Origin of the sequence: Streptomyces nymphaeiformis (genome assembly GCF_014203895.1) — a bacterium.
In the GTDB taxonomy this organism is placed as follows: Bacteria; Actinomycetota; Actinomycetes; order Streptomycetales; family Streptomycetaceae; genus Streptomyces; species Streptomyces nymphaeiformis.
The window spans coordinates 159,832-184,876 of record NZ_JACHJY010000005.1; the positions used below are offsets into that span (position 1 = coordinate 159,832).

Genomic DNA, 25,045 nt, shown 5'->3' on the forward strand with positions numbered 1-25,045 from the left:
CGGTTCACCTCGGTGAACCGGCCTTTTGCCATGCCCGGAAACGTATCCGGGAGGAGGTGGGCGCCCTCAGCGCGTCTGCCAGCCGTGGTCCACCGGGCCGATGCCCGACCCCAGCGCGAACCCGGCCGCGATCGCCCCGGTCACGTACGACTTCGCCTCCCGCACCGCCTCCGGCACGGCCAGTCCCTTGGCGAGTCCCGACGCGACCGCCGAGGCGAGCGTGCAGCCCGTCCCGTGGGTGTGCCGGTTGTCGTACCTGGGGGCGTACAGCCAGTGCTCCTCGGTGCCGTCGGTGAGCAGGTCCACGACCTCGGCGAAGTCTCCGGGGAGGTGGCCGCCCTTGATCAGTGCCCAGCGCGGCCCGTACGCGAGGATCGCCTCGGCCGCCCTCCGCATTCCGCTCTCGTCCTCGACCACCAGGCCCGTGAGCTGCGTCACCTCGTCCAGGTTGGGCGTGGCGACGGTCGCGGCCGGCAGCAGCTTCGTACGGACCGAGTCGAGCGCGGCCTCGGCCAGGAGCGGGTCGCCGTGCTTGGAGACGCCGACCGGGTCGACGACCACGGGGGCCTCCACGGAGGCGAGGAGCTCGGCGACGGTCTCCACGAGCGGGGCCGAGGCGAGCATGCCGGTCTTCACCGCCTGGACGCCGATGTCGTCGACGACGGCCCGGAACTGGGCGCGCACGGCCTCCACGGGAAGCTCCCAGACGCCCTGGACGCCCCGCGAGTTCTGGGCGGTGACGGCGGTGACGACGCTCATGCCGTGGACGCCGAGCGCGAGCATCGTCTTCAGGTCGGCCTGGATGCCGGCGCCGCCGCCGGAGTCGGATCCGGCGACGGTCAGCGCGAGGGGCGGATTCACTCCGTCTCTCCGAAGTGGTCCCAGCCGCCCACGCTGTGCCAGGGCGCGCCGTCCACGGTGACCTGCGGCAGCGCCGAGGGATGGAGGACCTCGCCGATGACCTTCCAGCGGGCGGGGAGCTTCACGTCCGGCGGGAAGGTGGCCACGATGGCGTGGTCCTCTCCCCCGGTGAGCACCCACTGCATGGGGTCGACGCCGACGGCCTGGCCGATGTCGTTCATCTGGGTGGGGATGTCGATGAGGCCCGAGCGCAGGTCGATGCGGACCTTGCTGGCCTCGGCGATGTGCCCGAGGTCGGCGATGAGGCCGTCGCTGACGTCGCACATGGCGGTGGCGCCGAGCCCCGCGGCGGCCGGGCCCGCGTGGTACGGCGGCTCGGGCCTGCGGTGGGCCTCGACGAAGGCGCGCGGGGAGCGGAAGCCGCGGGAGAGGACCGCGTATCCGGCGGCGGACCAGCCGAGCCAGCCGGTGTAGGCGACGACGTCGCCGGGCTGGGCGCCGCCCCGGGTGACCGGGTCGTGGTTGCGGAGGTCGCCGAGCGCGGTGATGGAGACCATGATCGTGTCGCCGCGTACGACGTCTCCGCCGACCACCGCCGCGCCCGCGACCTGACATTCGTCGCGCAGTCCGTCCATCAGTTCCGTGGGCCATGTCACAGGGAGTTCGGCGGGGACGACGAGGCCGAGGAGGAGCGCGGTGGGCACCGCGCCCATGGCCGCGATGTCGGCCAGGTTCTGTGCGGCGGCCTTGCGGCCGACGTCGTACGCCGTCGACCAGTCGCGGCGGAAGTGACGTCCTTCGAGCAGGATGTCCGTGCTGGCCACCACGCGCCGGTCGGGCGCGGAGACGACCGCGGCGTCGTCGCCGGGCCCGATCCGTACCGCCGGGGTGGAGGTGAGCCGGGACGTGAGCTCCCTGATGAGCCCGAACTCGCCCAGCTCTCCGACTGTGCCCTTCACCGCGTCTCACCTCGTGTCTTCGTGCCGGCGAGCGGGCGGGGGCGCGTCTGGGCGCGCCGCGGGTCGCGGGCCGTCACCGTGCTGGGTACCGTCAAGTAGACCGTCAACTTCTGTCCTGCGTACGCCACACCCCGAGCGCCTCCGGACGCGCGGGTCTCCCCGTGGCCCGCGGCGACGCGGTACCGTGGCGTCCCTTTCTCCCACAAGATCCTCGTGGTCGCCCTGGAGGTTCCGTGGTTCAGGCGTACATCCTCATCCAGACCGAGGTGGGCAAGGCGTCGACCGTCGCCGACACCATCTCCAAGATCCCGGGGGTCATCCAGGCCGAAGACGTCACAGGCCCGTACGACGTGATCGTGCGCGCACAGGCGGACACCGTCGACGAGCTGGGCCGCATGGTGGTCGCCAAGGTCCAGCAAGTGGACGGCATCACGCGCACCCTCACCTGCCCGGTCGTTCATCTGTAGCCCCCGTCTACGCTTGGCCGGTGACGTCTTCCCACCGGCCCTTCGGCCTGCCCGCCGCCGTCGCGGCCGCCGTCCTGCTGTCGGCCGCCGCCGGGTGCTCCTCGCCGGACGCCACGGCGTCCGTCGTGGTCCCGAGCCCGCCGGCGGAGGAGGCCGCCTTCTGCCAGGCACTGGCGAAGGAGCTTCCCGGCACCGTGGCGGGTCTGGCGCGGAGTGACCCGGAGCCCGGCTCCGAGTTGACCGCCGGGTGGGGTGACGGTGCGATCGTACTGCGCTGCGGGGTCCCCCGGCCCGAAAAGATGAGCGATCCGAAGGCGCAGGCCATCGAGGCGAACGGCGTCAACTGGATGCTGGAGCGCCCCGAGGGCAGCGGGCCGCGCTTCACCACCACGTACCGGAAGGCGTATGTCGAGGTGACGCTCGACGAGCGGTACGCGCACGACGCCACGCCGCTCGCGGATCTCGCCGCCCCGGTGCGCAAGGCGGTGCCGCCGAGCCTCTGAGAGGCGCGGCGGCACGGGGCCGTGCTTCTTGGTCAGCGCAGGCCCGTGGAGCGGGTCAGCGCGGCCTGGATGAGCCGGTCGACGAGCTCGGGGTAGCTGACGCCGCTCTCCTGCCACATGCGCGGGTACATGGAGATGGGCGTGAAGCCCGGCATGGTGTTGATCTCGTTGATGACGAAGTCGCCGTCCTCGGTGAGGAAGAAGTCGGCGCGGACCAGGCCCTCGCAGGACACGGCCTCGTAGGCGAGGACGGCGAGGCGCTGGACCTCGGCGGTGGCCTCGTCCCCGATGGGGGCGGGCACGATGCCGGAGGCCGAGTCGATGTACTTGGCCTCGAAGTCGTAGAAGTCGTGGTTCGTGACCGGCGGGATCTCGGCCGGGACGCTGGCGCGCGGGCCGTCCTCGAACTCCAGGACGCCGCACTCGATCTCGCGGCCGCGCAGCAGCGACTCGACGAGGATCTTGGGGTCGTGGCGGCGGGCCTCCTCGATGGCCTCGTCCAGGCCGGAGAGGTCGTCGACCTTGGTGATGCCCATGGAGGAGCCGCCGCGGGCCGGCTTCACGAAGAGCGGCCAGCCGTGGTCGGCGGCGAACTCGACGATCTTCTTGCGGGCGGCGGCGGGGTTCTGCTCCCACTCGCGCGGCCGGATGACCTCGTACGGGCCGACCGGGAGGCCGAAGGAGGTGAAGACCCGCTTCATGTACTCCTTGTCCTGGCCGACGGCGGAGGCGAGGACGCCCGCGCCGACGTAGGGGACGCCGGAGAGCTCCAGGAGGCCCTGGAGGGTGCCGTCCTCGCCGTAGGGGCCGTGGAGCATCGGGAAGACCACGTCGACCTCGCCGAGGGCCGTGGGGACCTGCCCCGGCTCGGTGAGGACGACCTCGCGGCTGGACGGGTCGACGGGGAGGACGACGCCGCCCTGCTCGGACTCGGCCAGTTCGGCGACGTTGGGCAGCTTCCGGTCGGCGATCGCCATCCGCTCGGGGGCGTCGGCGGTGAGCGCCCAGCGCCCGTCCGTCGTGATGCCGATGGGCAGCACGTCGTACTTGTCCCGGTCGATGGCGCTCAGGACGGCGCCCGCCGTGACGACGGAGATGGCGTGCTCGGAGCTGCGGCCGCCGAAGACGACGGCCACGCGCGGCTTGCGGGGGCTCTGGGTGTTCTCGCTCATATCGCGATGAGCGTACCTTGCGACTCCCGAACTGCTGAGCGCCCCGCTGTCGCCTTGCGCGTACGGGTCAACCGGGCCGGTTCAGCGGCGCTCGGGCTTGGCCGAGCGCGACATCAGTTCCTTGAGCGCGACGACGGGCGGCTTGCCGTCGTGGACGATCGAGACGACGGTCTCGGTGATGGGCATGTCGACGCCGTGGCGGCGGCCCAGATCGAGCACGGACTCGCAGGACTTGACGCCCTCGGCGGTCTGCTTGGTGGCCGCGATGGTCTCCTGGAGGGTCATCCCGCGGCCGAGGTTGGTGCCGAAGGTGTTGTTCCGGGAGAGCGGCGAGGAGCAGGTGGCGACGAGGTCGCCGAGGCCCGCGAGGCCGGAGAAGGTCAGCGGGTCGGCGCCCATGGCGAGGCCGAGGCGGGTGGTCTCGGCGAGGCCGCGGGTGATGAGCGTGGCCTTGGAGTTGTCGCCGAGGCCCATGCCGTTGGCGATGCCGACGGCGAGGCCGATGACGTTCTTGACGGCGCCGCCGAGCTCGCAGCCCACCACGTCGGTGTTGGTGTACGGGCGGAAGTACGGGGTCATGCAGGCGGTCTGGAGCCGCTGGGCGACCGTCTCGTCGGAGCAGGCGACGACGGCGGCGGCGGGCTGCCGGGCGGCGATCTCCTTGGCCAGGTTGGGGCCGGTGAGGACGGCGACGCGGTCGGCGGGCACGTCGGCGACCTCGGTGATGACCTCGCTCATCCGCTTGGCGGTGCCGAGTTCGACGCCCTTCATGAGGGAGACGAGGACGGTGTCGGGGGCGAGGACCGGCTTCCAGGCGGCGAGGTTGCCGCGCAGGGTCTGGGAGGGGACGACGAGGACGGTGAAGTCGGCGTCCGCGGCGGCCTCGGCGGGGTCCGCGGTGGCCGTGATCCCCTTCGGGAGTTCGACGCCCGGCAGGTAGTCGGGGTTGGTCCGGGTGGCGTTGATCTCCTCGGCGAGTTCGGCACGGCGGCCCCAGAGGCTCACCTCGCAGCCCGCGTCGGCGAGCACCATGGCGAAGGCGGTGCCCCAGGATCCGTTGCCGAAGACGGCTGCCTTGGTCACTTGGTGCCCTCCTCGGCGGCCCTGCGCCGCTGCTCCAGGCGGGCCTTGCGGTGGTCGTACGGCTCGGCGGGCGCCTTCTCGCCGCGGACCTCCTCCAGGAGGGCGGTGATGGCGGCCATGATGACCTCGGTGGCCTCGCGCAGGACCTCGGGCGTCGGCTCCAGGCCGTCGAAGCGGGAGAGGTCGACGGGCGGTCCCGCCTGCACGATCAGCGTCTTGCGGGGGAACAGGCTGAGCTTGTTCTCCTTGGCGTACGGCGGCATCGCGAGGTTGGCGCCCCACTGGGCCACCGGGATGACGGGGACCTTGGTCATCAGCGCGACGCGGGCGGCGCCGGTCTTGCCGGCCATGGGCCACATCTCGGGGTCGCGGGTGAGGGTGCCCTCCGGGTAGAAGGCCACGCACTCGCCGCGCTCGATGGCGTCGACGGCCGCGCGGAAGGCGTCCAGCGCGTTGGTCGTCTCGCGGTAGACGGGGATCTGCCCGGTGTTCCGGAGCATGGTGGCGACGAAGCCGCCCTTGAAGAGGCCCGCCTTGGCGAGGAAGCGCGGGACGCGACCGGTGTTGTACTGGTAGTGCGCGTACGACAGCGGGTCCAGGTAGGAGTTGTGGTTGACCGCGGTGATGAAACCGCCGTCGGCCGGAATGTGCTCCATGCCGCGCCAGTCCCGCTTGAACAGAACCACCAGGGGGGGTTTGGCGATGACCGCCGCGAGGCGGTACCAGAAGCCGATTCTGCGGCGGGGCACTCGGACACCTTTCTCCGGGACTGGCTGGCAGGGGGTCAAGTGTCGCCCCCTGCTCCTGCTCTGTCGAGTGACACCGTACGCCCCGAGGCCTGGGGCGGACCGCGTGGGCGGGACAGAATGGCTCCGATGAAGACGCTGCCCCCGGTGCGCACCGGCGCCGACGACGGCTGGTCCCTGGTCGTCCCCCTGAAGCCCCTCGCCCTGGCGAAGAGCAGGCTCGCCGCGGCGGCGGGCGCGCGGCTGCGGCCCCGGCTCGCGCTGGCGTTCGCCGAGGACACCGTGGGTGCGGTGCTGAACTGCGCGCGCGTGCGCGATGTGGCCGTCGTCACGGACGATCCGGTGGCCGGCGCGGCGCTCGCGGCGCTCGGCGCGCGGATCGTGCCGGACTCCCCCGCGGCGGGGCTCAACGCGGCGCTCGCGCACGGGGCCCGTGCCGTGCGGGCCGGGCGGCCGCACGCGCGCGTGGCGGCGCTCAACGCGGACCTTCCGGCGCTGCGGCCCGAGGAGCTGACGCGGGTCCTGGACGCGGCCGGCGATTTTCCGAGGGCTTTTCTCGCGGATGCCGCCGAAATAGGTACGACATTCCTCTCGGCGGCTCCGGGGGTGGAATTGGAACCGGCATTCGGGGGCGCGTCGAGGCTGCGGCATTTGTCTTCGGGGGCGGTGGAAATCGGGATCGCCGGGGTGGATTCCGTGCGCCGGGACGTGGACACCGGGGAGGATCTGGCGGCGGCCCTGGCCCTGGGGCTCGGTCCACGGACGGCCGCACGGTGGCTGACGGCGGCCGGATAGGCTGCGGTCCATGCAGGCGACCGCGTTCACGTACGACCCCGAGACCCGCAGCGGCAGTGTGCTGCTCGACGACGGCACCCCCGTGGAGTTCGGGGCGGAGGCCTTCGAGGCGGGCGGGCTGCGGCTGCTGCGGCCGGGGCAGCGGGTGCGGATCGAGGCCGAGCCCGGCACCTCGGGCGCGGGGCTGCGGATCACGCTGGTGACGCTGCAGACGTTCTGAGCAGGTAGGGAAGAAGCGCCGCGGGCCGGGCTCCCCAGGGGGAGCCCGGCCCGGCGGGTCGGTACCGCGCGTCCTACTTCTTGGCGGCGGTCTTCTTGGCGGCGGTGGTCTTGCGCGCCGTCGTCTTCTTGGCGGGCGCCTTCTTCGCCGTGGCCTTCTTGGCCGGAGCGGTCTTCTTGGCGACCGTCTTCTTCGCGGCGGCCGTGGTGGCCTTCTTCGCGGCGGCGGTGGTCTTCTTCGCCGCGGCCGTGGTGGCCTTCTTCGCGGGCGTCGCCTTCTTCGCGGCGGCCGTGGTGGCCTTCTTCGCGGCGGCCGTGGTCTTCTTCGCCGCGGCCGTCGTGGCCTTCTTCGCGGGCATCGCCTTCTTCGCGGCGGCCTTCTTGGCGGTGGTGGCCTTCTTCGCGGCGGCCTTCTTCACCGTCGCGGAGGCGCCACCGGTGAGGCTGCCCTTGGGGGCCTTCTTGACGGAGACCTCGCCGCCCTTGGGGAGCTTCTTCGAGCCGCTGACCAGGTCCTTGAAGCCCTGACCTGCACGGAAGCGCGGGACGGAGGTCTTCTTGACCCGGACGCGCTCACCCGTCTGCGGGTTGCGGGCGTAGCGGGCCGGACGGTCGACCTTCTCGAACGAGCCGAAACCCGTGACCGAGACCCGGTCGCCGGACACCACGGCACGCACGATGGCGTCGAGCACGTGGTCGACGGCATCGGCGGCCTGCTGACGACCGCCCATCTTGTCGGCAATCGCTTCTACGAGCTGCGCCTTGTTCACGTCTTCCCCTTCGGAGACATTGCCAGAACGAAAGTGTTCAAGCTTTTTCGCACGTTAGGCATGTATATACCGCAAATCAAACACGAAACGGTCTAATCACCCTAGTGCCGCAACGCGGAAGTGCCGTTGCGGAGTTCCTGGTGTCAGTCGTCCTCTGGGAATCGGCCCTCATCGAGGTCCTTCATCAACCGGTCGAGACGCGTTGCCGCGTCCTTGAGATCGTGCTTCGCCGCGGCCGTGACGACCAGCAGCTTCCGGGACAGCGCCATCCTTACGCCCTCCGGGACTTGCAGTGAGCGCACCCTTGTGTGCGCTTCCTTCAATCGGGCGGCGACTGCCTCGTAGAGCTCGAGTTGGCTGTCGCGTTCCATGCACCGATTGTGCCATCTAGGGCGAGTTGTCGCCCGACAGGGTCTCAACAAGCGACTGCGCCCCCCACCGGGCGGTGGGGGGCGCAGTCGTGGAAAAGCGCTGCTCAGGCCGTAATTGTACGGGGCTTGAAGGCCGGTCGAGCAGCCTCGTAGGCCGCGATGTCGGCTTCGTTCTGAAGGGTGAGGCTGATGTCGTCGAGGCCGTTGAGCAGACGCCAGCGGGCGTTCTCGTCGAGCTCGAAGTCGGCGTCGATCCCCTCGGCGAGGACCTTGCGGGCCTCCAGGTCGACGGTGATCTCGGCGGTCGGGTCGGCCTCGGTCAGCTCCCAGAGGGCGTCCACCGTCTCCTGCGGGAGGACGACGGTCAGCAGGCCGTTCTTCAGCGAGTTGCCGCGGAAGATGTCGGCGAACCGGGAGGAGATGACCGCCTGGAAGCCGTAGTTCTGGAGCGCCCAGACGGCGTGCTCACGGGAGGAGCCGGTGCCGAAGTCGGGGCCGGCGACCAGGACCGTGGCGCCCTGCCGCTCCGGGCGGTTGAGGACGAACTCGGAGTCCTTGCGCCAGGCCTCGAAGAGGCCGTCCTCGAAGCCGTCGCGGGTGACCTTCTTGAGCCAGTGCGCCGGGATGATCTGGTCGGTGTCGACGTTGCTGCGGCGCAGCGGGACGGCCCGGCCGGTGTGCGTGGTGAAAGCTTCCATGGTTCCTCAGACCCCCGCGGTGGTGGCGACGTCGGACAGATCGGCCGGGGAGGCCAGGTGGCCCAGGACGGCGGTGGCGGCGGCGACCTGGGGGGAGACCAGGTGGGTGCGGCCGCCCTTGCCCTGCCGGCCCTCGAAGTTGCGGTTGGAGGTGGACGCGGAACGCTCACCCGGAGCCAGTTGGTCGGGGTTCATGCCCAGGCACATCGAGCAGCCCGCGTGCCGCCATTCGGCGCCGGCCTCCTTGAAGACCTTGTCCAGGCCCTCCTCGACGGCCTGCAGGGCGACCCGGACCGAACCGGGGACGACCAGCATGCGGACGCCGTCGGCGACCTTGCGGCCCTCCAGGAGCGAGGCGGCGTTGCGCAGGTCCTCGATGCGGCCGTTGGTGCAGGAGCCTACGAAGACGGTGTCGACCTTGATGTCGCGCAGCGGCTGCCCGGCGGTCAACCCCATGTACTCCAGGGCCTTTTCGGCGGCGAGGCGCTCCGAAGCGTCTTCGTACGAAGCCGGGTCGGGGACGTTCGCCGAAAGCGGCGCGCCCTGGCCGGGGTTGGTGCCCCAGGTGACGAACGGCGCCAGCGAGGGCCCGTCGATGACGACCTCGGCGTCGAAGACCGCGTCCTCGTCGGACTTCAGGGTCTTCCAGTACGCGACGGCGGCGTCCCAGTCCTCGCCCTCGGGGGCGTGGGCGCGGCCCTTCAGGTAGGCGAAGGTCGTCTCGTCGGGGGCGATCATGCCCGCGCGGGCGCCGGCCTCGATCGACATGTTGCAGATGGTCATCCGGGCCTCCATCGAGAGCTTCTCGATGGCGGAGCCGCGGTACTCCAGGATGTAGCCCTGGCCGCCGCCGGTGCCGATCTTCGCGATGATCGCCAGGATCAGGTCCTTGGCGGTGACGTCCTCGGGCAGCTCGCCGTCGACGGTGATCGCCATGGTCTTGGGGCGGGCCAGCGGCAGCGTCTGGGTGGCGAGCACGTGCTCGACCTGGCTGGTGCCGATGCCGAACGCCAGCGCGCCGAAAGCGCCGTGCGTGGAGGTGTGCGAGTCGCCGCAGACCACGGTGGTGCCGGGCTGGGTCAGGCCCAGCTGGGGGCCCACGACGTGGACGACGCCCTGCTCGACGTCGCCCAGCGGGTGCAGCCGGACGCCGAACTCGGCACAGTTCTTGCGGAGGGTCTCCAGCTGGGCGCGGGAGACGGGGTCCGCGATCGGCTTGTCGATGTCGAGGGTCGGGGTGTTGTGGTCCTCGGTGGCGATGGTGAGGTCGAGGCGCCGCACCTGCCGGCCGTTCTGCCGGAGGCCGTCGAAGGCCTGGGGGCTGGTGACCTCGTGCAGCAGGTGCAGATCGATGAAGAGGAGGTCGGGCTCGCCCTCGGCGCGCCGGACGACATGGTCGTCCCAGACCTTCTCCGCGAGTGTCCTACCCATCGCTTTCCCTCCGGCCGGCGGCTGCGCCGGCACAACTAGAGACCCGTTTCGCGGGCCGTTGTGCGGCCGCATCACCAGGGTCACAGGTTCCGAGAAAAATTGAACTTGCGTTTCACAGAGTGAGACGCGAATATCGTTGCATGGACAACTCTAGCGGCGTAGGCGTTCTCGACAAGGCAGCCCTTGTCCTGAGCGCCCTGGAGTCCGGTCCGGCCACCCTCGCAGGACTGGTCGCGGCGACGGGACTCGCACGACCCACGGCCCATCGACTGGCCGTGGCACTGGAACACCACCGGATGGTGGCGCGTGACATGCAGGGCCGGTTCATCCTCGGACCGCGCCTGGCGGAGCTCGCCGCCGCGGCCGGCGAGGACCGCCTGCTCGCGACCGCGGGCCCGGTTCTGACGCATCTGCGCGACGTCACCGGCGAGAGCGCCCAGCTCTACCGGCGCCAGGGCGACATGCGCATCTGCGTGGCGGCGGCCGAGCGGCTCTCGGGCCTGCGGGACACGGTCCCGGTCGGCTCGACGCTGACCATGAAGGCCGGCTCGTCCGCGCAGATCCTGATGGCCTGGGAGGAGCCCGAGCGGCTGCACCGCGGCCTCCAGGGCGCCCGCTTCACGGCGACGGCCCTGTCGGGCGTACGGCGCCGTGGCTGGGCCCAGTCGATCGGCGAGCGGGAGCCGGGCGTCGCGTCCGTCTCCGCGCCCGTACGCGGCCCCTCGAACCGCGTGGTGGCCGCCGTGTCGGTCTCGGGTCCCATCGAGCGTCTGACGCGCCACCCCGGCCGCATGCACGCCCAGGCGGTCATCGACGCCGCCGCCCGTCTCTCCGAGGCGCTCCGCCGCAACGGCTGACGTCTCCCTGTTCACCTGTACGTTCCCGGCCCACCGTTCCAACGCCGCAGCGGTGGGCCGGAGTTGTGTGCGCGAGGCCGGGAACAGCGAAGAAGCCCTCCCCCGAAGGGAAGGGCTTCTTCGTCTTGTACCCCCGACCGGATTCGAACCGGCGCTACCGCCTTGAGAGGGCGGCGTGCTAGGCCGCTACACAACGGGGGCGCGGATCCTGCATGCGGTTGATGAACACCGCCGCAGATCCAAGCTGGTCTACCAGGACTCGAACCTAGACTAACTGAACCAGAATCAGTCGTGCTGCCAATTACACCATAGACCAAAGTGGTTTAGACCAACTCGTACCCCCGACCGGATTCGAACCGGCGCTACCGCCTTGAGAGGGCGGCGTGCTAGGCCGCTACACAACGGGGGCCCTAGCGATCCTGCATCGGGTTCACCGGGAGCTACCCAGGTGATCCCGCGGGAAGGATCTGTACCCCCGACCGGATTCGAACCGGCGCTACCGCCTTGAGAGGGCGGCGTGCTAGGCCGCTACACAACGGGGGCTTTGTGGATGCCAATCCACGGTTGCAGATGAGCTCTGCGAGCTGGCCTACCTGGACTCGAACCAAGACTAACTGAACCAGAATCAGTCGTGCTGCCAATTACACCATAGGCCACCGGGACTCGATCACTTCGAGAAGCGATCTTGTTCGGCTTGCGCTTCCGGGGCTTTCCGGCCTTTCGGCCCGTTCCCCTCGGCGCAGGAAGAACATTACCCGAAGGTGGACGGTGCTCCAAAACGCGTATCCGCACGCAGCAGCGCGGGCAGCTCGCGGAGGCCGGTGATCCGGGTCAGCTCGGGTCTCCCGCCGGTCCCCGCGCGATCCAGCCAGATGCCCCGCAGGCCCGCCTCCACGGCGCCCCGGGCGTCGATGTCCGGCTGGTCACCGACGTACGCCACCTGGTCGGGGCGCAGGCCCAGGGCGGCACAGGCGGCGTGGAAGGCCTCCGGGGCCGGCTTGGCCACCCCGAGCTCGGCGGCGCACACCACGGCCTCGAAGCGGTCCCGCACGCCCAGCGCACGGAGCTTGTGGTCCTGGTTGTGGATGCTGGAGTTGGACAGCACGCCGTGACGGTAGTCACGGGCGAGCAGGTCGAGGGCGGGCACGGTGTCGGGGAAGAGCTCCCAGGCGGCCTCGTAATGGACCACGTACCGGTCGAACCAGTCGTCGGCCTCGGCGGCGGTGAGCCCCGGCCGGCCGAGGAAGTCCCGCACGCGCTCGCGCCGCTGCTCCCGGAAGTCCCCGCCCTCGGCCTCGTACCGGCGCCAGTGCAGTTCCGTGAGCTCCTTCCAGCGCCCCAGGGCCTCCTCGACGGAGCCCCAGGCCCCGAGCAGCCCCTCGGCCGCGAGGTGCGCCCGCATCCCGGCCCGGTCGGCGGCCGCGTAGTCGAAGATCGTGTCGTCGATGTCCCAGAGCACCGCGCGGATGGCCATGGAGACGACGGTACCCCCGTCCCGGGCGCGGGACGGGGGTACCGGTGCGTACGGCGCGGATCAGCCGGCGAGCTTCGCCAGGGCCGCGTCGATGCGGGTCAGGGTCTTCTCCTTGCCCAGGATCTCCAGGGACTCGAAGAGCGGCAGGCCGACCGTGCGGCCGGTGACCGCGACGCGGACCGGGGCCTGCGCCTTGCCGAGCTTGAGGCCGTGGGCCTCGCCGGCGGCCAGGACGGCGTTCTTGAGGGACTCGGGGTCGCTCCAGTCGGCCGCCTCGAGCTTCTCGCGGGCGGTGGTGAGCAGCGCCGCGGGCTCGCCCTTCATGGCCTTGTCCCACGAGGGCTGGTCGAAGACCGGCTCGGACAGGAACAGGAAGTCCACGTTGGCCGTGATGTCCGAGAGGACGGTCAGGCGGGTCTGGGCGTGCGGCGCGATGGCCTCCCAGGCGGCCTTGTCGAAGTCCTCCGGCGCCCAGGGGGCGTGCGGGGCCTGCAGCCAGGGCTCGCAGGCCGCGGCGAAGTCCTCGACCTTGAGCATCCGGATGTGGTCGGCGTTGATCGACTCGGCCTTCTTGAGGTCGAAGCGCGCCGGGTTGGCGTTGACGTCGGCGATGTCGAACTTCGCCACCATCTCGGGGATGGTGAAGAGGTCCTGGTCGGCCGAGAAGGACCAGCCGAGGAGCGACAGGTAGTTGAGCAGGCCCTCGGGGAGGAAGCCGCGCTCCCGGTAGAGGTTGAGGGAGGCCTGCGGGTCGCGCTTGGAGAGCTTCTTGTTGCCCTCGCCCATCACGTACGGCAGGTGGCCGAAGGAGGGGATCTCCTTGGCGATGCCGAGCTCGATCAGCGCCTTGTAGAGCGCGACCTGGCGCGGGGTGGAGGAGAGCAGGTCCTCGCCGCGCAGGACGTGGGTGATCTCCATGAGGGCGTCGTCGACCGGGTTGACGAGGGTGTAGAGCGGGGCGCCGTTGGCCCGGAGGATGCCGTAGTCCGGCACGTTCTCCGGGGTGAAGGTGAGCTCGCCGCGGACCAGGTCGGTGAAGGTGATCGGCTCGTCGGGCATCCGGAAGCGGACGATCGACGCGCGGCCCTCGGCCTCGTACGCGGCCTTCTGCTCGTCGGTGAGGTCGCGGCAGTGGCCGTCGTAGCCGGAGGGGCGGCCGGCGGCGCGGGCGGCCTCGCGGCGCTCGTCGAGCTCCTCGGTGGTGCAGTAGCAGGGGTACGCGTACCCGCCGGCGAGCAGCTTGGCGGCGACGTCCTTGTAGATGTCCATCCGCTGCGACTGGCGGTACGGCGCGTGCGGGCCGCCGACCTCGGGGCCCTCGTCCCAGTCGAGGCCGAGCCACTTCAGCGAGTCGAGGAGCTGGTTGTACGACTCCTCGGAGTCGCGCGCAGCGTCGGTGTCCTCGATGCGGAAGACCATGGTGCCCTGGTTGTGCCGGGCGAAGGCCCAGTTGAAGAGGGCGGTGCGGACCAGGCCCACGTGGGGGTTGCCGGTCGGGGAGGGACAGAAACGGACGCGGATGTTCGCGTTAGCCACGCTTGATCACCTTGTTGGTGAGAGTGCCGATGCCTTCGATGGTGACGGCGACCTCGTCGCCGACGTTGAGGGGGCCGACCCCGGCGGGGGTGCCGGTGAGGATGACGTCGCCGGGGAGCAGCGTCATGGCCTCGGTGATGTGGACGACCAGGTCCTCGATGGAGCGGATCATGTCGCTCGTCCGACCCAGCTGGCGTTGTTCGCCGTTGACCGTGGCCTGGATGGTCAGGTCGCTCGGGTCGAGGTCGGTCTCCACCCAGGGGCCCAGCGGGCAGGAGGTGTCGAAGCCCTTCGCGCGGGCCCACTGCTTCTCGCGCTGCTGCGCGTCGCGGGCGGTGACGTCATTGGCGCAGGTGTAGCCGAAGATGACGTCCTTCACGCGCTCGCGGGGCACCTCGCGGCACATGCGGCCGATGACCACGGCCAGTTCGGCCTCGTGGTGCAGCTCGTTGGAGAAGGAGGGGTACTCGATGGCGTCGCCGGGGCCGATCACCGAGGTGGTGGGCTTGAAGAAGGCGACGGGGACGTCGGGGACCTCGTTGCCGAGTTCGGCGGCGTGCTCGGCGTAGTTGCGGCCGATGGCCACGACCTTGTTGGGGAGCACGGGCGGCAGGAGCCGTACCTTGCTCAGCGGGACCTTGGTGCCGCTGAGCTCGAAGTCGGTGTACGGGATGCCCTTGATGATGTCGAGGACGAGGCCGCCGGACTCGACGGTTCCCTCGCCCTCGACCGCGCCGAAGGCCACATTGCCGTCGATGGAGAATCTGGCGATGCGCACGAGTGCTGTCGCCCCTCACTTGGTGCTGGCTGGAGTCTGACGCTCCAGGCTAACGCGGCGAGAGGGCGGTCGACCGGCGTTATCACCGGTGCCTATGGGTGGGGGCGGGGCCTGCCGCGTCCCGGGTCAGCGCGTCGCGGAGGCGTACGGCTGGGGCTCGTAGGGGGCCGGGGCCTGCATCAGGATCGTGCGGCGCGGGTTGGCCGTGTTGCCGGGCAGCTCCGTGGCGTACTCCGGCTGGGCACCGCGGCCGAGCTCTGCGGCGTCCGCGAGGTGGACGAGGGTGGAACGGCGGGGGTTGGCCGTGGTGCGGAGCGTCGTCGTCTTCATCGCGCTGATCAGACCTTGTTCCGGGAGGGGCGCCCGTACGGGCGCGAAGCGGTGTAAAGCGCCAGGCTAAACACGCCCTTCCCTTCGAATGCATGGCTGAGACATCGATCAGCGTGTGAGTTTGCTCACCACTCGGGTCTCATTCCGGGCATTACGGACCGTCTCCGGTCGTCACGGAAAGGGGCATTCCGCCACTGAACGAGCTATTCCGCTCCTGATCATGGCGACTGGGACACACGGGGACGCCCGACCATTGGGACTGAAAAGTCCGAATCCTCCGTGATCATCTTCTACATGGGGTGACACGTCGTGCACGCTTTGTCATACCCCTCCCGCCACGACACGCGGCCCTTGTTGGAGATCCGGCACTGTGCTGGAATTCCACGCACCGCCGCGGGTTTCAAGCCGGCGCGCAAGGGGCGCAACGCAGCGCCGGCCGAGTGGCGGGAAAGAAGGGGGAACTGCGCCGGTCACCGACGACCACCTGGGGTGCTCCACACACCCCGATCGACGCCGACACCGTCCTCTCCGTTCATCCGGAAGGACGCCTGGTCCAGAGGTTGCGACGCTAGTGCAGGGACGTTTCAAGAGGGATGGCTCGGGGTCTTCCCAGGCCCGCCAGGGCCGAGCGGATGCTCCGGCGGAGCAGGAACCGCGTGCCGGGACCGACCGCGGTCCCTCGGCCTCGCACACCCCGAACCAGGGTCAGGGACCGTCCGGCGAGGGCGGCGACAAGGGCGGCAGGCGCTCAAGCGCCGCGGCCTCGTCCGCCGAGCCCGCCGCCGCACCCCCCAAGGTCCGGGCCGAGAACGAGGTCGGACCCCGAATAGCCCTGCGCAACTGGCGCATCTCCACGCGCCTCGTCGCGCTCCTCACCCTCCCCGTGGTCGCGGCGACCACCCTGGGCGGCATCCGCATCAGCGACTCGCTCCAGGACATGGAGCAGCTCGACCACATGCAGCTGCTCACCAAGCTGACCCGTGAGGCGACCGGCCTCGCGCAGGCCCTGCAGGCCGAGCGCGACCTGTCCGCGGGTCCGCTGGCCAACGGCCGCCCGGTCAGCGACTACCAGGTCGCCAACCCGCGCCGGAAGACGGACCGCGAGTACAAGGCCTTCCTCGACGCCACCGAGGACATCCCGGCCACCGAGGGCGACGAGGCGCTGCGCAGCATCCGCCAGAACGTCAGCCAGATCGCCTCGCAGGTCACCGAGCTCCACTCCATCCGGGGCGCCGCCTACGAGAAGGGCGTGTCCCACTCGGTGACGGTCGAGGCGTACAGCCGCCTCATCCGCTCGCTGCTCAGCCTGTCCCAGGACATGGCGCAGGCGACCAGCAACCCCGAGATGATCAAGCGGACCCGCGCGCTCGCCGCGTTCTCGTCCGCCAAGGAGTACGCCTCCATCCAGCAGGCGATCATCGCCGCCGCGCTCCCGCCGAGCGACCGGACCGCCGGACGGATCCAGCAGGGTGACCGCCTCTACGGCGAGGCCGCCCTCAACAGTGAGGCCGTCGAGCTCAAGTCGTTCCAGGCGATCTACGAGTCCACCGGCGGTGACGCCGCCGAGCGGACCGAGTCGCTGAACAGCGGCGACCCGTCGATCAACGCCGCGAACAAGTACGCCGAGCGCGTGCTGAACTCGGACGACGCGATGCCCACCGGCGTCAAGCGCGGTCACCTGAACTTCACCGACGAGTACAGCACCAAGATCTCCGCCATGAACCGCATCGAGGCGGGTCTGCTCGGCGACATGGAGACGATGGCCCGTGAGCTGAAGCAGGAGTCGCAGCGCGACGCCATCATCAACGGTGCGCTGATCCTCCTCGTCCTCGGCGTCTCGCTCATCGGCGCCTTCGTCGTGGCCCGGTCCATGATCCGGTCGCTGCGGCGACTCCAGGACACCGCGACCAAGGTCGCCCAGGACCGCCTGCCCGAGCTCGTCAAGCAGCTCTCCGAGTCCGACCCGCAGGACGTCGACACCTCCGTCGAGTCCGTCGGTGTGCACTCCCGGGACGAGATCGGCCAGGTGGCCGCGGCCTTCGACGACGTGCACCGCGAGGCGGTCCGCCTCGCCGCCGAGCAGGCCCTCCTCCGGGGCAACGTCAACGCGATGTTCACCAACCTCTCGCGGCGTTCCCAGGGCCTCATCCAGCGTCAGCTCTCGCTCATCTCCGAGCTGGAGTCCCGCGAGGCCGACCCGGACCAGCTGTCCTCGCTGTTCAAGCTCGACCACCTCGCGACCCGTATGCGCCGGAACGGCGAGAACCTCCTCGTCCTCGCCGGTGAGGAGCCGGGCCGCCGCTGGACCCGCCCGGTCCCGCTGGTCGACGTCCTCCGTGCCGCCGCCTCCGAGGTGGAGCAGTACGAGCGCATCGAACTGGCCGCGGTCCCGGCGACCGAGGTCGCCGGCCGGGTCGTCAACGACCTCGTGCACCTCCTCGCCGAGCTCCTCGAGAACGCCACGTCGTTCTCCTCCCCGCAGACCAAGGTCCGGGTCACCGGTCACGCCCTGCCCGACGGCCGCGTGCTCGTCGAGATCCACGACACCGGCATCGGCCTCTCCCCCGAGGACCTCGCCGCGATCAACGAGCGGCTCGCCTCGCCGCCCACCGTGGACGTCTCGGTCTCGCGCCGCATGGGTCTGTTCGTGGTCGGCCGCCTGTCCCTGCGACACGGCATCCGGATCCAGCTGCGCCCGTCCGACTCGGGCGGCACCACCGCGCTCGTCATGCTCCCCGTCGACGTCGCCCAGGGCGGCAAGAAGCCCATGCCCAAGCCGGGCGCGGGCGGTCAGGGCGCGATGCCGCAGGGTGCCTCCGCCCCCGGCGGGCGTCTCCCCGGCGGTCCCGGCGCGGCCGGTGGCCCCGGTGGCGGACGTCCCGGCCAGGGCGGTGCCCCGTCCTCGGCGGCCGGCCGTCTCGGCACCGGTGCCGGTGCCGCGCGCGGCCAGGTCGGTACGGGCGGTCCCCGGGCCGCGCTGCCCGCCCGTGACGGTGCGCCGCTCGCCGGCGGCCCGCAGGGCGCGCCGCAGTCCCGCACCCCGCAGCCGCAGAACGCAGCCAACGCGGCCAACGCGGCCCTGGAGCAGACCGGCCAGCTGCCGCAGATCCCGCAGGCTCCCCAGTCGCCCGACGCGCTGCGTCCGGGCCCCGGCGGAGGCGGCCTCATCGGCGGCGCCGCGAGCGCCATCCCGTCCCGTACGGACGTGTGGGGCAACCAGTCGGCACCGCAGCAGCAGCCCCAGCAGCCGCAGGGCAACCAGCAGCCCCAGGGCAACCAGCAGGCCGGGTACGACTTCCCGCGTGCCGAGCTGCCCGGCGGCGCCCCGCAGCAGCAGCGCCCGCAGGCCGCGAGCTGGGGCAACGACCCGCAGCAGCAGCCGGTCCGGCGCCCGCAGCAGGAGATGTCCCCGCTGGACGCCCCGCGCGGTCACGAGGAGCCGGAGTCGGCGGGCCTGTTCGGCGCGCCGCAGGGCCCCGGTTCCACGGGCCAGTTCCCGCGCCCGGACTTCGGTGCCCCGCAGCAGCAGCCGCAGGTCCCGCAGCAGCAGGCCTACCAGCAGGACCCGGCGTCGACGGCGCAGTTCCCGCGCCCGGACTTCGGTGCCCCGCAGGGTCCCGGCTCCACCGGCCAGTTCCCGCGCCCGGACTTCGGTGCCCCGCAGCCCCAGGCGTACCAGGACGGCCAGCAGCAGTTCGGTCAGCAGCAGCAGTACGGCCAGGAGCAGCAGTACGGCCGGCAGCCCTTCGTGCCGCAGGCGCAGCAGCAGCCCCAGCCGCCGGCGCCGCGACAGCGGGGCGGCAACGACTTCGGCGCCCCGCGTCCGGCCGAGCCGGCCGTACGGCAGCAGCCGCAGCAGCCGCAGCAGCCGCGCCGTCCGGAGGCCCTGCCGCCGGCCGGTGGCGCGCGTGACGGCCGTACCCCGCAGTACGACGCGCTGGGGTCCGACTGGGCGCAGCAGGGGCAGCCGCAGCAGCAGGGCTACCAGGCGGACCTGACGCAGACGATGCAGACCCCGGTGGTCTCGCAGCCGTCCGCTCCGGCGCCCCGCCCGGCCGCCGACCCGGCCGGTGACGGCGGCCGCCAGAACGGGGCCGCCTGGCGGACCTCGCCCAACGACGAGCTGGTGCGCCAGGCGGAGCGGGTGCGCAAGCCCGCTGCCGGCGGCGTCACCACCTCCGGTCTTCCGCGCCGTGTGCCGAAGGCCAACCTCGTACCCGGGACCGCACAGGAGCAGGCCCACACGGCCGGCCCCCAGGTCTCGCGTGCACCCGACGACGTCCGCGGCCGGCTCACCAATCTGCGCCGCGGCATTCAGCAGGGCCGTCAGGCCGGCAACTCGACCACGGGTAGCCACCACCTCGGTCCGAACCATCAGCAGGAGCGTTAGTTGAACGCGATGAGCCAGGCGGCGCAGAATCTGAACTGGTTGATCACCAACTTCGTGGACAACACCCCCGGGGTGTCCCACACGGTGGTGGTCTCCGCCGACGGACTCCTGCTGGCCATGTCCGAAGGATTCCCCCGCGACCGCGCCGACCAGCTGGCGGCGGTCGCATCCGGACTGACCTCGCTGACCGCGGGCGCGTCCCGGATCTTCGAGGGCGGTCCCGTGGCACAGACCGTGGTGGAGATGGAGCGCGGCTTCCTCTTCCTCATGCAGGTCTCCGACGGCTCCTCGCTGGCCGTGCTCGCCCACCCCGAGTGCGACATCGGCCTCGTGGGCTACGAGATGGCGCTGCTGGTCGACCGGGCCGGCAGCGTCCTCACCCCGGATCTCCGTGCGGAGCTCCAGGGCAGCCTGCTCCACTAGGTCACGCACACCGGACACCCCACGTTCGCACGACCGACCGACAGGGCGGTACGCCCCTCCGTACCGCCCTGGCACTGTTCATCGTCCGGCCGCCCCACCCGGCCCCCCACCGGCCCCATCAGACGGCAGAAGTCTTGCTGTCACGCCCGGAGGATTCATGACCCCGCCCCCCGCCTCTCACGATCCGTACGGCGCATCAGTCGACGAGTACGGGCATGAGGGCGACCAGCCGCTGGTGCGTCCGTACGCGATGACCGGCGGCCGGACCCGGCCGCGTTACCAGCTCGCCATCGAGGCGCTGGTCAGCACCACGGCCGACCCGGCGCACCTCGCCACGCTCCTTCCGGAGCACCAGCGGATCTGCCACCTCTGCCGCGAGGTCAAGTCGGTGGCCGAGGTGTCGGCCCTCCTGTCGATGCCGCTCGGTGTCGCCCGGATCCTCGTGGCCGACCTGGCGGAGGCCGGCATGGTGGCGATCCACCAGCCGGGCAACGGAGAGACCGGCGGCACGCCGGACGTGACACTGCTCGAAAGGGTGCTCAGTGGACTTCGCAAGCTCTAGCGGCGGCGCGGCCAGATCGACCACCAGCGCGAAGATCGTGGTGGCGGGCGGCTTCGGCGTGGGCAAGACCACGTTCGTCGGCGCCGTCTCGGAGATCAACCCGCTGCGTACCGAAGCCGTCATGACCTCCGCGTCGGCCGGCATCGACGATCTGACGCACACCGGCGGCAAGACGACGACGACCGTCGCCATGGACTTCGGCCGCATCACGCTCGACCAGGACCTGATCCTGTACCTCTTCGGTACGCCCGGTCAGGACCGCTTCTGGTTCATGTGGGACGACCTCGTCCGCGGCGCCATCGGCGCCGTCGTCCTGGTCGACACCCGCCGCCTCGCCGACTGCTTCCCCGCGGTCGACTACTTCGAGAACTCGGGCCTCCCGTTCGTCATCGCCCTCAACGGCTTCGACGGCAACCAGCCCTACCAGCCCGAGGAAGTCCGCGAGGCCCTCCAGATCGGCCCCGACACCCCCATCATCACCACCGACGCCCGCCACCGCGCGGACGCCAAGAGCGCGCTCATCACGCTCGTCGAGCACGCCCTCATGGCCCGCCTCAAGTAACGGGACGGCCCAGGGCGGTTGTCATATGCCTCTGCCAGGGGCGGTCTGTGTCCTTCGACACGGCCGCCCCCGGGTTCATAACATTTCGACAGAGAATTGGGCCGCCTCGGACACCCGACGCATCCGCCCGGTGTCACTGCGCTCACCTGAGCCCCGCCATTTGGCGGGGCTCGCTCTTTATGCCCGTTTTATGCGAGGCCTGGACCACTGAAAGCGGCCGTTTCCCACTGTTTGGAACCGACCCCCTTCACGTGCTGCAATTCATGAACTCCCGAGTAGTACGGCCCTGAACGAAACACCGGCACAACGTAGGTGCCGACGCCGAGAGGTTGTTGGTCGAGTGAGGCGAAGCAAGGAAAGCTCCGCGGAGCAGGAGACGCGGGGCAACTTCACGCCGCCGTCGCGCACGGCGATGTCGCCCGCGGACGTGCCCGTGACGCCGCCCCCCGTCGAGCCGGTCAAGGGCAGCTCCAGCAAGCTCTCGCCCCGCAACTGGCGGGTGCCCACGCGCCTGAACGCGATCCTCTGCATACCCGTGCTCACCGGCCTCGTCATGGGCAGCTTCCAGGTGAAGTCGGCCATCGACACCTGGCAGGAGGCGCAGGACGCCGAGAAGACGGCGCTCATCGTGCGCGCCGCCTCGGAGTACAGCACCGCCCTCCTCAACGAGCGCGACCTGACCGCCGGCCCCCTGCTCGCCGCGAAGACCCCCGAGGACCGCAAGGCCGACGAGGTCACGCGGGCGTACGCCGCGACCGACTCCGCCAAGGCGAAGTTCGACGAGGCCGTCAAGAACATGCCGTCGGGCCAGGGCCTGGAGCGCCGTCTGCGGCTGTTCCAGGACGAGGAGCCGAAGCTGGAGACGCTGCGCAAGGCCGCGTACACCCGCTCCCTCGACCCGGTGAACACGCAGCTCGGCTACACGGGCGTGCAGCACTACCTGATGGAGTTCTCGAACGAGCTCGGTCTGGGCACCGGCAACATCACCAGCTACGGCCGCACGGTCTACGCGATCCAGCTGTCGAAGGGCGCGGAGTCCCTCCAGCGCTCCATCGGCACGCAGCTCCTCGTCCGGCCCAGCCGGGACGAGGCGGTCTTCGCCCAGCAGTCCGTGGCGTTCAACTCGTACAACTACCTGGAGCAGATCGCCCTCGGCGAGTTCAACTCCGGCGGTCTGCCCGAGGACGTCGACCTCCTCAAGAAGGTCATGGCCGGCAAGGCCGCCGAGGGCGAGAAGCGGATGTCCGCGGCCGGCGTCGAGCTGCCCAAGGGCAAGGACGGCTCCGTCTACTCCGGCGTCGCCTCCCAGATCGGCACCGCCAAGGGTCCCGAGGGCATCAAGGACCTGAAGGGCCAGGGCATCACGCCCGAGACCTGGATGGCCGTCGCCACCGCCAAGTTCGACGGCTACAGCGAGGTCGAGAAGACCCTCGTCGACAAGGCCGTGACCGAGGCCGCCGACATCTCCGACGAGGCCAAGACGGACGCCTGGGTCAACGGCGGCATCGTCGTCGTCGCCCTGCTCGCCGCCTTCATCCTGGCCGGGATGATGGCCCGCCAGATGAGCCGCTCGATGCGCGAGCTGCGGACCGCCGCGTTCAGCATCGCCGAGCAGCGCCTGCCGATGCTCGTCGACCAGCTCTCCCGTACGGAGCCGGGCCGGGTCGACACCCGCGTCCAGCCCATCCCGATCGACTCGCAGGACGAGATCGGCGAGGTCGCCCGCGCCTTCGACCAGGTCCACCGCGAGGCCGTCCGGCTCGCCGCCGAGCAGGCCATGCTCCGCGGCAACGTCAACGCGATCTTCACGAACCTCTCGCGCCGCAACCAGTCGCTGATCGAGGGCCAGCTGACCCTCATCACCGACCTGGAGAACAACGAGGCGGACCCGGACCAGCTGGAGAACCTCTTCCGCCTGGACCACCTGGCCACCCGCATGCGCCGCAACGGCGAGAACCTCCTCGTCCTCGCCGGCGAGGAGCCGGGCCGCCGCTGGGACCAGCCGGTCCCGCTGGTCGACGTCATGCGCGCCGCCTCCTCCGAGGTGGAGCAGTACGAGCGCATCGAGCTGGCCGGCGTGCCGGAGGCCGAGATCCACGGCCAGGCCGTGACCGACCTCGTGCACCTGCTCGCCGAGCTCCTGGAGAACGCCACCACGTTCTCCTCCCCGCAGACCAAGGTGCGCGTCACCGCGACGCGTCTCCCCGACGGCCGTGTGATGGTCGAGATCCACGACAAGGGCATCGGCCTCACCGCCGAGGACTTCGCGGACATCAACCACAAGCTGGCCAACCCGCCGACCGTGGACGCCGCCGTCTCGCAGCGCATGGGCCTCTTCGTGGTCGGCCGCCTCGCCGACCGGCACGGCATCCGGGTCCAGCTCCGTCCCTCGGGCGAGCAGGCCGGGACGACCTCGCTGGTCATGCTGCCGGACGCGATCACGCACGGCGGTGGCGGCGAGCAGCCGCTCCACGACGACTTCACCGTCTCGCAGATCATCCCGCAGCAGCAGCAGCAGAACGCCTTCGAGGCCGCCCCGCAGCAGCAGCCGATGCTCACCGCGGCCGACCTCGGCTTCGACGACTCGCGCTACGAGCAGCCGGCCGAGGACGACCGCCAGCTCGACCCGGTCAACCGCTCGCTCCAGCGCGAGGAGCGCCGTGCGGCCCTGGAGGCCCAGGCGCAGGGCGGCGACCGTCCGCTCTTCCACGACGAGGCGGAGCCGGCGGAGCAGTACGAGCAGCCGCAGGCCCAGGAGTACCCCGCCGAGCAGTACCCGGCGGAGCAGTACCCGGGGCAGGAGTACGGCCAGGAGTACGCGGACGGCTACGCCCAGCAGCAGGACGGCTACCCGCAGCAGAACGGCTACGCGCAGCCGCAGGACGGTTTCGCTCGGCAGGATGGTTACGCCTACCCGGAGCAGGGCTACGAGGCGTACCCGCAGCAGGGCTATGCGGAAGCCTCGTACGAGGCTCCGGAAACCGAACACCAGCAGTACGGCAATGCGTTCGATCCCCAGCCCCACCAGGCAGAGTGGCCGGATCAGAACGCTTACCAGGGCGGCTACGGTCAGGATTTCGGAGCGGAACCGGAATCTGCTCCGAGCGCTCCCGAACAGGCCCCCGACCGCGTAGGCTTCGACCGTCCGGGTCCGACTCCGAGTCCCGCCCCGGACGCCGGCCACGCGCTGACCGACGCCGGTCTGCCGCGCCGCGGCAGCGTCGGATCGCAGACGCAGCAGACGCAGCAGGCGCCGCAGCAGCCGAAGCCCGCGCAGCCGGTGCAGCAGCAGGACGAAGCCGACGGCTCCGAGGAATGGCGCTCGACCAACGACGAGCGCTGGCAGCGGGCCGGAAAGCTCAAGGACCCCAAGGCGGGCGGGGTCACCTCGTCCGGTCTCCCCCGACGGGTGCCGAAGGCCAACCTGGTCGAGGGCACCGCTGAGCAGACCCCGCAGGGCGGCCCCCAGGTCTCCCGCGCACCCGAGGACGTCCGGGGCAGGTTGAGCAACCTGCGCCGGGGCGTCCAGCAGGGACGCAGCGCGGGAACGGACACGAACGGATCGGGCCTCGGCCCGGGCAGTACCTACAACCAGGAGCGTTAGTGTGAGCATGAGCCAGGCGGCGCAGAATCTGAACTGGTTGATCACCAACTTCGTGGACAACACCCCCGGGGTGTCGCACACGGTGGTGGTCTCCGCCGACGGACTCCTGCTGGCGATGTCCGAGGGTTTCCCCCGTGACCGCGCCGACCAGCTGGCGGCCGTCGCTTCCGGACTGACCTCGCTGACCGCGGGCGCGTCCCGGATCTTCGAGGGCGGTGCGGTCAACCAGACCGTCGTGGAGATGGAGCGCGGCTTCCTCTTCATCATGTCGATCTCGGACGGCTCCTCGCTGGCCGTCCTCGCCCACCCGGAGGCCGACATCGGTCTCGTGGGCTACGAGATGGCCCTGCTCGTGGACCGCGCGGGCACGGTTCTGACGCCTGACCTCCGGGCGGAACTTCAGGGAAGTCTTCTCAACTAACAGACGGACAGTGCGTTTCGTGCCACCGCACCG

General features: G+C 70.8%; 24 protein-coding genes and 5 tRNA genes. 11 read left to right on the forward strand and 18 right to left on the reverse strand.

The annotated features are described in order from the left end of the window. Positions 1-66 precede the first annotated feature (66 nt). Together thiD and GGE06_RS18310 are read right to left on the reverse strand one after the other, a co-directional pair. Positions 67-861 carry a bifunctional hydroxymethylpyrimidine kinase/phosphomethylpyrimidine kinase gene (gene thiD / locus GGE06_RS18305; protein WP_184931284.1) on the reverse strand — a complete coding sequence of 265 codons (795 nt, stop codon included), beginning with the start codon at positions 859-861 and terminating at the stop codon, positions 67-69. Then, on the reverse strand, positions 858-1,820 hold the full coding sequence (locus GGE06_RS18310) for a thiamine-phosphate kinase (RefSeq protein WP_116158650.1): 963 nt from the start codon (positions 1,818-1,820) through the stop codon (positions 858-860). Before GGE06_RS18310 ends, thiD begins: the two co-directional genes overlap by 4 nt. A 233-nt stretch (positions 1,821-2,053) precedes the next feature. Here GGE06_RS18310 and GGE06_RS18315 point away from each other — a divergent pair, with 233 nt between their 5' ends. Then, positions 2,054-2,287 (forward strand): Lrp/AsnC family transcriptional regulator, encoded by a 234-nt coding sequence (locus GGE06_RS18315; RefSeq protein WP_017947604.1) that lies wholly within the window; start codon positions 2,054-2,056, stop codon positions 2,285-2,287. 20 nt (positions 2,288-2,307) lie between these two features. Beyond that, on the forward strand, positions 2,308-2,790 hold the full coding sequence (locus tag GGE06_RS18320) for a DUF3515 domain-containing protein (protein ID WP_181924494.1): 483 nt from the start codon (positions 2,308-2,310) through the stop codon (positions 2,788-2,790). 32 nt (positions 2,791-2,822) lie between these two features. Here GGE06_RS18320 and GGE06_RS18325 read toward each other — a convergent pair whose 3' ends face one another. The 3 genes from GGE06_RS18325 to GGE06_RS18335 form a co-directional block, all read right to left on the reverse strand. Beyond that, complete coding sequence (locus tag GGE06_RS18325) at positions 2,823-3,962, reverse strand: D-alanine--D-alanine ligase family protein (RefSeq protein WP_116158651.1); 1,140 nt, start codon at positions 3,960-3,962, stop codon at positions 2,823-2,825. A gap of 81 nt (positions 3,963-4,043) precedes the next feature. Further along, complete coding sequence (locus tag GGE06_RS18330) at positions 4,044-5,045, reverse strand: NAD(P)H-dependent glycerol-3-phosphate dehydrogenase (RefSeq protein ID WP_116158652.1); 1,002 nt, start codon at positions 5,043-5,045, stop codon at positions 4,044-4,046. Next, the gene (locus GGE06_RS18335) at positions 5,042-5,794 is read right to left on the reverse strand and encodes a lysophospholipid acyltransferase family protein (RefSeq protein WP_116158653.1); all 753 of its coding nucleotides are present in this window, start codon (positions 5,792-5,794) and stop codon (positions 5,042-5,044) included. The genes GGE06_RS18330 and GGE06_RS18335 overlap by 4 nt, the downstream gene beginning before the upstream one ends. Before the next feature lie 126 nt (positions 5,795-5,920). On the opposite strand from GGE06_RS18335, the gene cofC reads away from it, so the two are divergent. Both cofC and GGE06_RS18345 read left to right on the forward strand, forming a co-directional pair. Then, a complete protein-coding gene (gene cofC / locus GGE06_RS18340; RefSeq protein ID WP_116158654.1) occupies positions 5,921-6,586 on the forward strand; it encodes a 2-phospho-L-lactate guanylyltransferase in 666 nt (221 codons plus the stop codon). 10 nt (positions 6,587-6,596) lie between these two features. Further along, entirely contained in the window at positions 6,597-6,806 is a 210-nt protein-coding gene (locus GGE06_RS18345) for a hypothetical protein (protein WP_030551092.1), read from the forward strand. Between the two features lie 73 nt (positions 6,807-6,879). Here GGE06_RS18345 and GGE06_RS18350 read toward each other — a convergent pair whose 3' ends face one another. The 4 genes from GGE06_RS18350 to leuC all read right to left on the reverse strand — a co-directional run bounded on the left by GGE06_RS18350 (position 6,880) and on the right by leuC (position 10,075). Continuing rightward, positions 6,880-7,575, reverse strand: coding sequence for an HU family DNA-binding protein (locus tag GGE06_RS18350; protein WP_116158655.1), 696 nt, complete (start codon positions 7,573-7,575; stop codon positions 6,880-6,882). 143 nt (positions 7,576-7,718) lie between these two features. Beyond that, a complete protein-coding gene (locus GGE06_RS18355; protein WP_015036430.1) occupies positions 7,719-7,946 on the reverse strand; it encodes an SCO5555 family protein in 228 nt (75 codons plus the stop codon). Positions 7,947-8,050: 104 nt separating this feature from the next. Continuing rightward, positions 8,051-8,644 carry a 3-isopropylmalate dehydratase small subunit gene (gene leuD, locus GGE06_RS18360; RefSeq protein WP_116158656.1) on the reverse strand — a complete coding sequence of 198 codons (594 nt, stop codon included), beginning with the start codon at positions 8,642-8,644 and terminating at the stop codon, positions 8,051-8,053. 6 nt (positions 8,645-8,650) lie between these two features. Further along, positions 8,651-10,075 carry a 3-isopropylmalate dehydratase large subunit gene (gene leuC, locus GGE06_RS18365; RefSeq protein WP_116158657.1) on the reverse strand — a complete coding sequence of 475 codons (1,425 nt, stop codon included), beginning with the start codon at positions 10,073-10,075 and terminating at the stop codon, positions 8,651-8,653. Positions 10,076-10,215: 140 nt separating this feature from the next. Here leuC and ndgR point away from each other — a divergent pair, with 140 nt between their 5' ends. Beyond that, positions 10,216-10,932 carry an IclR family transcriptional regulator NdgR gene (ndgR, locus tag GGE06_RS18370; protein WP_005311436.1) on the forward strand — a complete coding sequence of 239 codons (717 nt, stop codon included), beginning with the start codon at positions 10,216-10,218 and terminating at the stop codon, positions 10,930-10,932. Positions 10,933-11,060: 128 nt separating this feature from the next. Here the strand turns inward: ndgR and GGE06_RS18375 are convergent. The 9 genes from GGE06_RS18375 to GGE06_RS18415 form a co-directional block, all read right to left on the reverse strand. Then, positions 11,061-11,133 (reverse strand) — tRNA-Glu (locus GGE06_RS18375). Between the two features lie 43 nt (positions 11,134-11,176). Further along, a tRNA-Gln gene (locus GGE06_RS18380) sits at positions 11,177-11,248 on the reverse strand. A gap of 20 nt (positions 11,249-11,268) precedes the next feature. Further along, positions 11,269-11,341: transfer RNA gene (locus GGE06_RS18385), tRNA-Glu, on the reverse strand. Positions 11,342-11,402: 61 nt separating this feature from the next. Continuing rightward, positions 11,403-11,475 (reverse strand) — tRNA-Glu (locus GGE06_RS18390). A gap of 41 nt (positions 11,476-11,516) precedes the next feature. Continuing rightward, positions 11,517-11,588: transfer RNA gene (locus GGE06_RS18395), tRNA-Gln, on the reverse strand. 95 nt (positions 11,589-11,683) lie between these two features. After that, positions 11,684-12,406, reverse strand: a complete 723-nt coding sequence (locus GGE06_RS18400; protein WP_116158658.1) for an HAD family hydrolase — start codon at positions 12,404-12,406, stop codon at positions 11,684-11,686. Between the two features lie 60 nt (positions 12,407-12,466). Further along, positions 12,467-13,942: a glutamate--tRNA ligase gene (gene gltX, locus GGE06_RS18405; RefSeq protein ID WP_116158659.1), complete on the reverse strand. Its 1,476-nt coding sequence runs from the start codon at positions 13,940-13,942 to the stop codon at positions 12,467-12,469. Then, positions 13,935-14,720 (reverse strand): fumarylacetoacetate hydrolase family protein, encoded by a 786-nt coding sequence (locus GGE06_RS18410; RefSeq protein ID WP_041131422.1) that lies wholly within the window; start codon positions 14,718-14,720, stop codon positions 13,935-13,937. Before GGE06_RS18410 ends, gltX begins: the two co-directional genes overlap by 8 nt. Before the next feature lie 126 nt (positions 14,721-14,846). Next, positions 14,847-15,050, reverse strand: a complete 204-nt coding sequence (locus GGE06_RS18415; protein ID WP_116158660.1) for a hypothetical protein — start codon at positions 15,048-15,050, stop codon at positions 14,847-14,849. A 571-nt stretch (positions 15,051-15,621) separates the two neighbouring features. Here GGE06_RS18415 and GGE06_RS18420 point away from each other — a divergent pair. From GGE06_RS18420 to GGE06_RS18445, 6 genes are all read left to right on the forward strand, one after another. Continuing rightward, positions 15,622-19,440 (forward strand): sensor histidine kinase, encoded by a 3,819-nt coding sequence (locus tag GGE06_RS18420; RefSeq protein ID WP_184931285.1) that lies wholly within the window; start codon positions 15,622-15,624, stop codon positions 19,438-19,440. 9 nt (positions 19,441-19,449) lie between these two features. Further along, complete coding sequence (locus GGE06_RS18425; protein WP_015036421.1) at positions 19,450-19,863, forward strand: roadblock/LC7 domain-containing protein; 414 nt, start codon at positions 19,450-19,452, stop codon at positions 19,861-19,863. A 157-nt stretch (positions 19,864-20,020) separates the two neighbouring features. Next, on the forward strand, positions 20,021-20,425 hold the full coding sequence (locus GGE06_RS18430) for a DUF742 domain-containing protein (protein ID WP_017235980.1): 405 nt from the start codon (positions 20,021-20,023) through the stop codon (positions 20,423-20,425). Next, the gene (locus GGE06_RS18435; protein WP_116158662.1) at positions 20,406-20,987 is read left to right on the forward strand and encodes a GTP-binding protein; all 582 of its coding nucleotides are present in this window, start codon (positions 20,406-20,408) and stop codon (positions 20,985-20,987) included. Before GGE06_RS18430 ends, GGE06_RS18435 begins: the two co-directional genes overlap by 20 nt. Positions 20,988-21,327: 340 nt before the next feature. Beyond that, a complete protein-coding gene (locus tag GGE06_RS18440) occupies positions 21,328-24,591 on the forward strand; it encodes a sensor histidine kinase (protein ID WP_184931286.1) in 3,264 nt (1,087 codons plus the stop codon). Between the two features lie 7 nt (positions 24,592-24,598). Further along, positions 24,599-25,012, forward strand: a complete 414-nt coding sequence (locus tag GGE06_RS18445) for a roadblock/LC7 domain-containing protein (protein ID WP_026057603.1) — start codon at positions 24,599-24,601, stop codon at positions 25,010-25,012. The last annotated feature ends 33 nt before the right edge of the window (positions 25,013-25,045 follow it).

Bases quoted from the DNA above. Each gene is read 5' to 3' on its own strand.
- GGE06_RS18415 (WP_116158660.1), bottom strand. From the start codon at position 15,050: ATGAAGACGACGACGCTCCGCACCACGGCCAACCCCCGCCGTTCCACC.
- GGE06_RS18425 (WP_015036421.1), top strand. From the start codon at position 19,450: ATGAGCCAGGCGGCGCAGAATCTGAACTGGTTGATCACCAACTTCGTG.
- cofC (WP_116158654.1), top strand. From the start codon at position 5,921: ATGAAGACGCTGCCCCCGGTGCGCACCGGCGCCGACGACGGCTGGTCC.
- GGE06_RS18355 (WP_015036430.1), bottom strand. From the start codon at position 7,946: ATGGAACGCGACAGCCAACTCGAGCTCTACGAGGCAGTCGCCGCCCGA.
- GGE06_RS18400 (WP_116158658.1), bottom strand. From the start codon at position 12,406: ATGGCCATCCGCGCGGTGCTCTGGGACATCGACGACACGATCTTCGAC.
- ndgR (WP_005311436.1), top strand. From the start codon at position 10,216: ATGGACAACTCTAGCGGCGTAGGCGTTCTCGACAAGGCAGCCCTTGTC.
- GGE06_RS18345 (WP_030551092.1), top strand. From the start codon at position 6,597: ATGCAGGCGACCGCGTTCACGTACGACCCCGAGACCCGCAGCGGCAGT.
- GGE06_RS18445 (WP_026057603.1), top strand. From the start codon at position 24,599: ATGAGCCAGGCGGCGCAGAATCTGAACTGGTTGATCACCAACTTCGTG.
- GGE06_RS18430 (WP_017235980.1), top strand. From the start codon at position 20,021: ATGACCCCGCCCCCCGCCTCTCACGATCCGTACGGCGCATCAGTCGAC.
- leuC (WP_116158657.1), bottom strand. From the start codon at position 10,075: ATGGGTAGGACACTCGCGGAGAAGGTCTGGGACGACCATGTCGTCCGG.
- GGE06_RS18325 (WP_116158651.1), bottom strand. From the start codon at position 3,962: ATGAGCGAGAACACCCAGAGCCCCCGCAAGCCGCGCGTGGCCGTCGTC.
- leuD (WP_116158656.1), bottom strand. From the start codon at position 8,644: ATGGAAGCTTTCACCACGCACACCGGCCGGGCCGTCCCGCTGCGCCGC.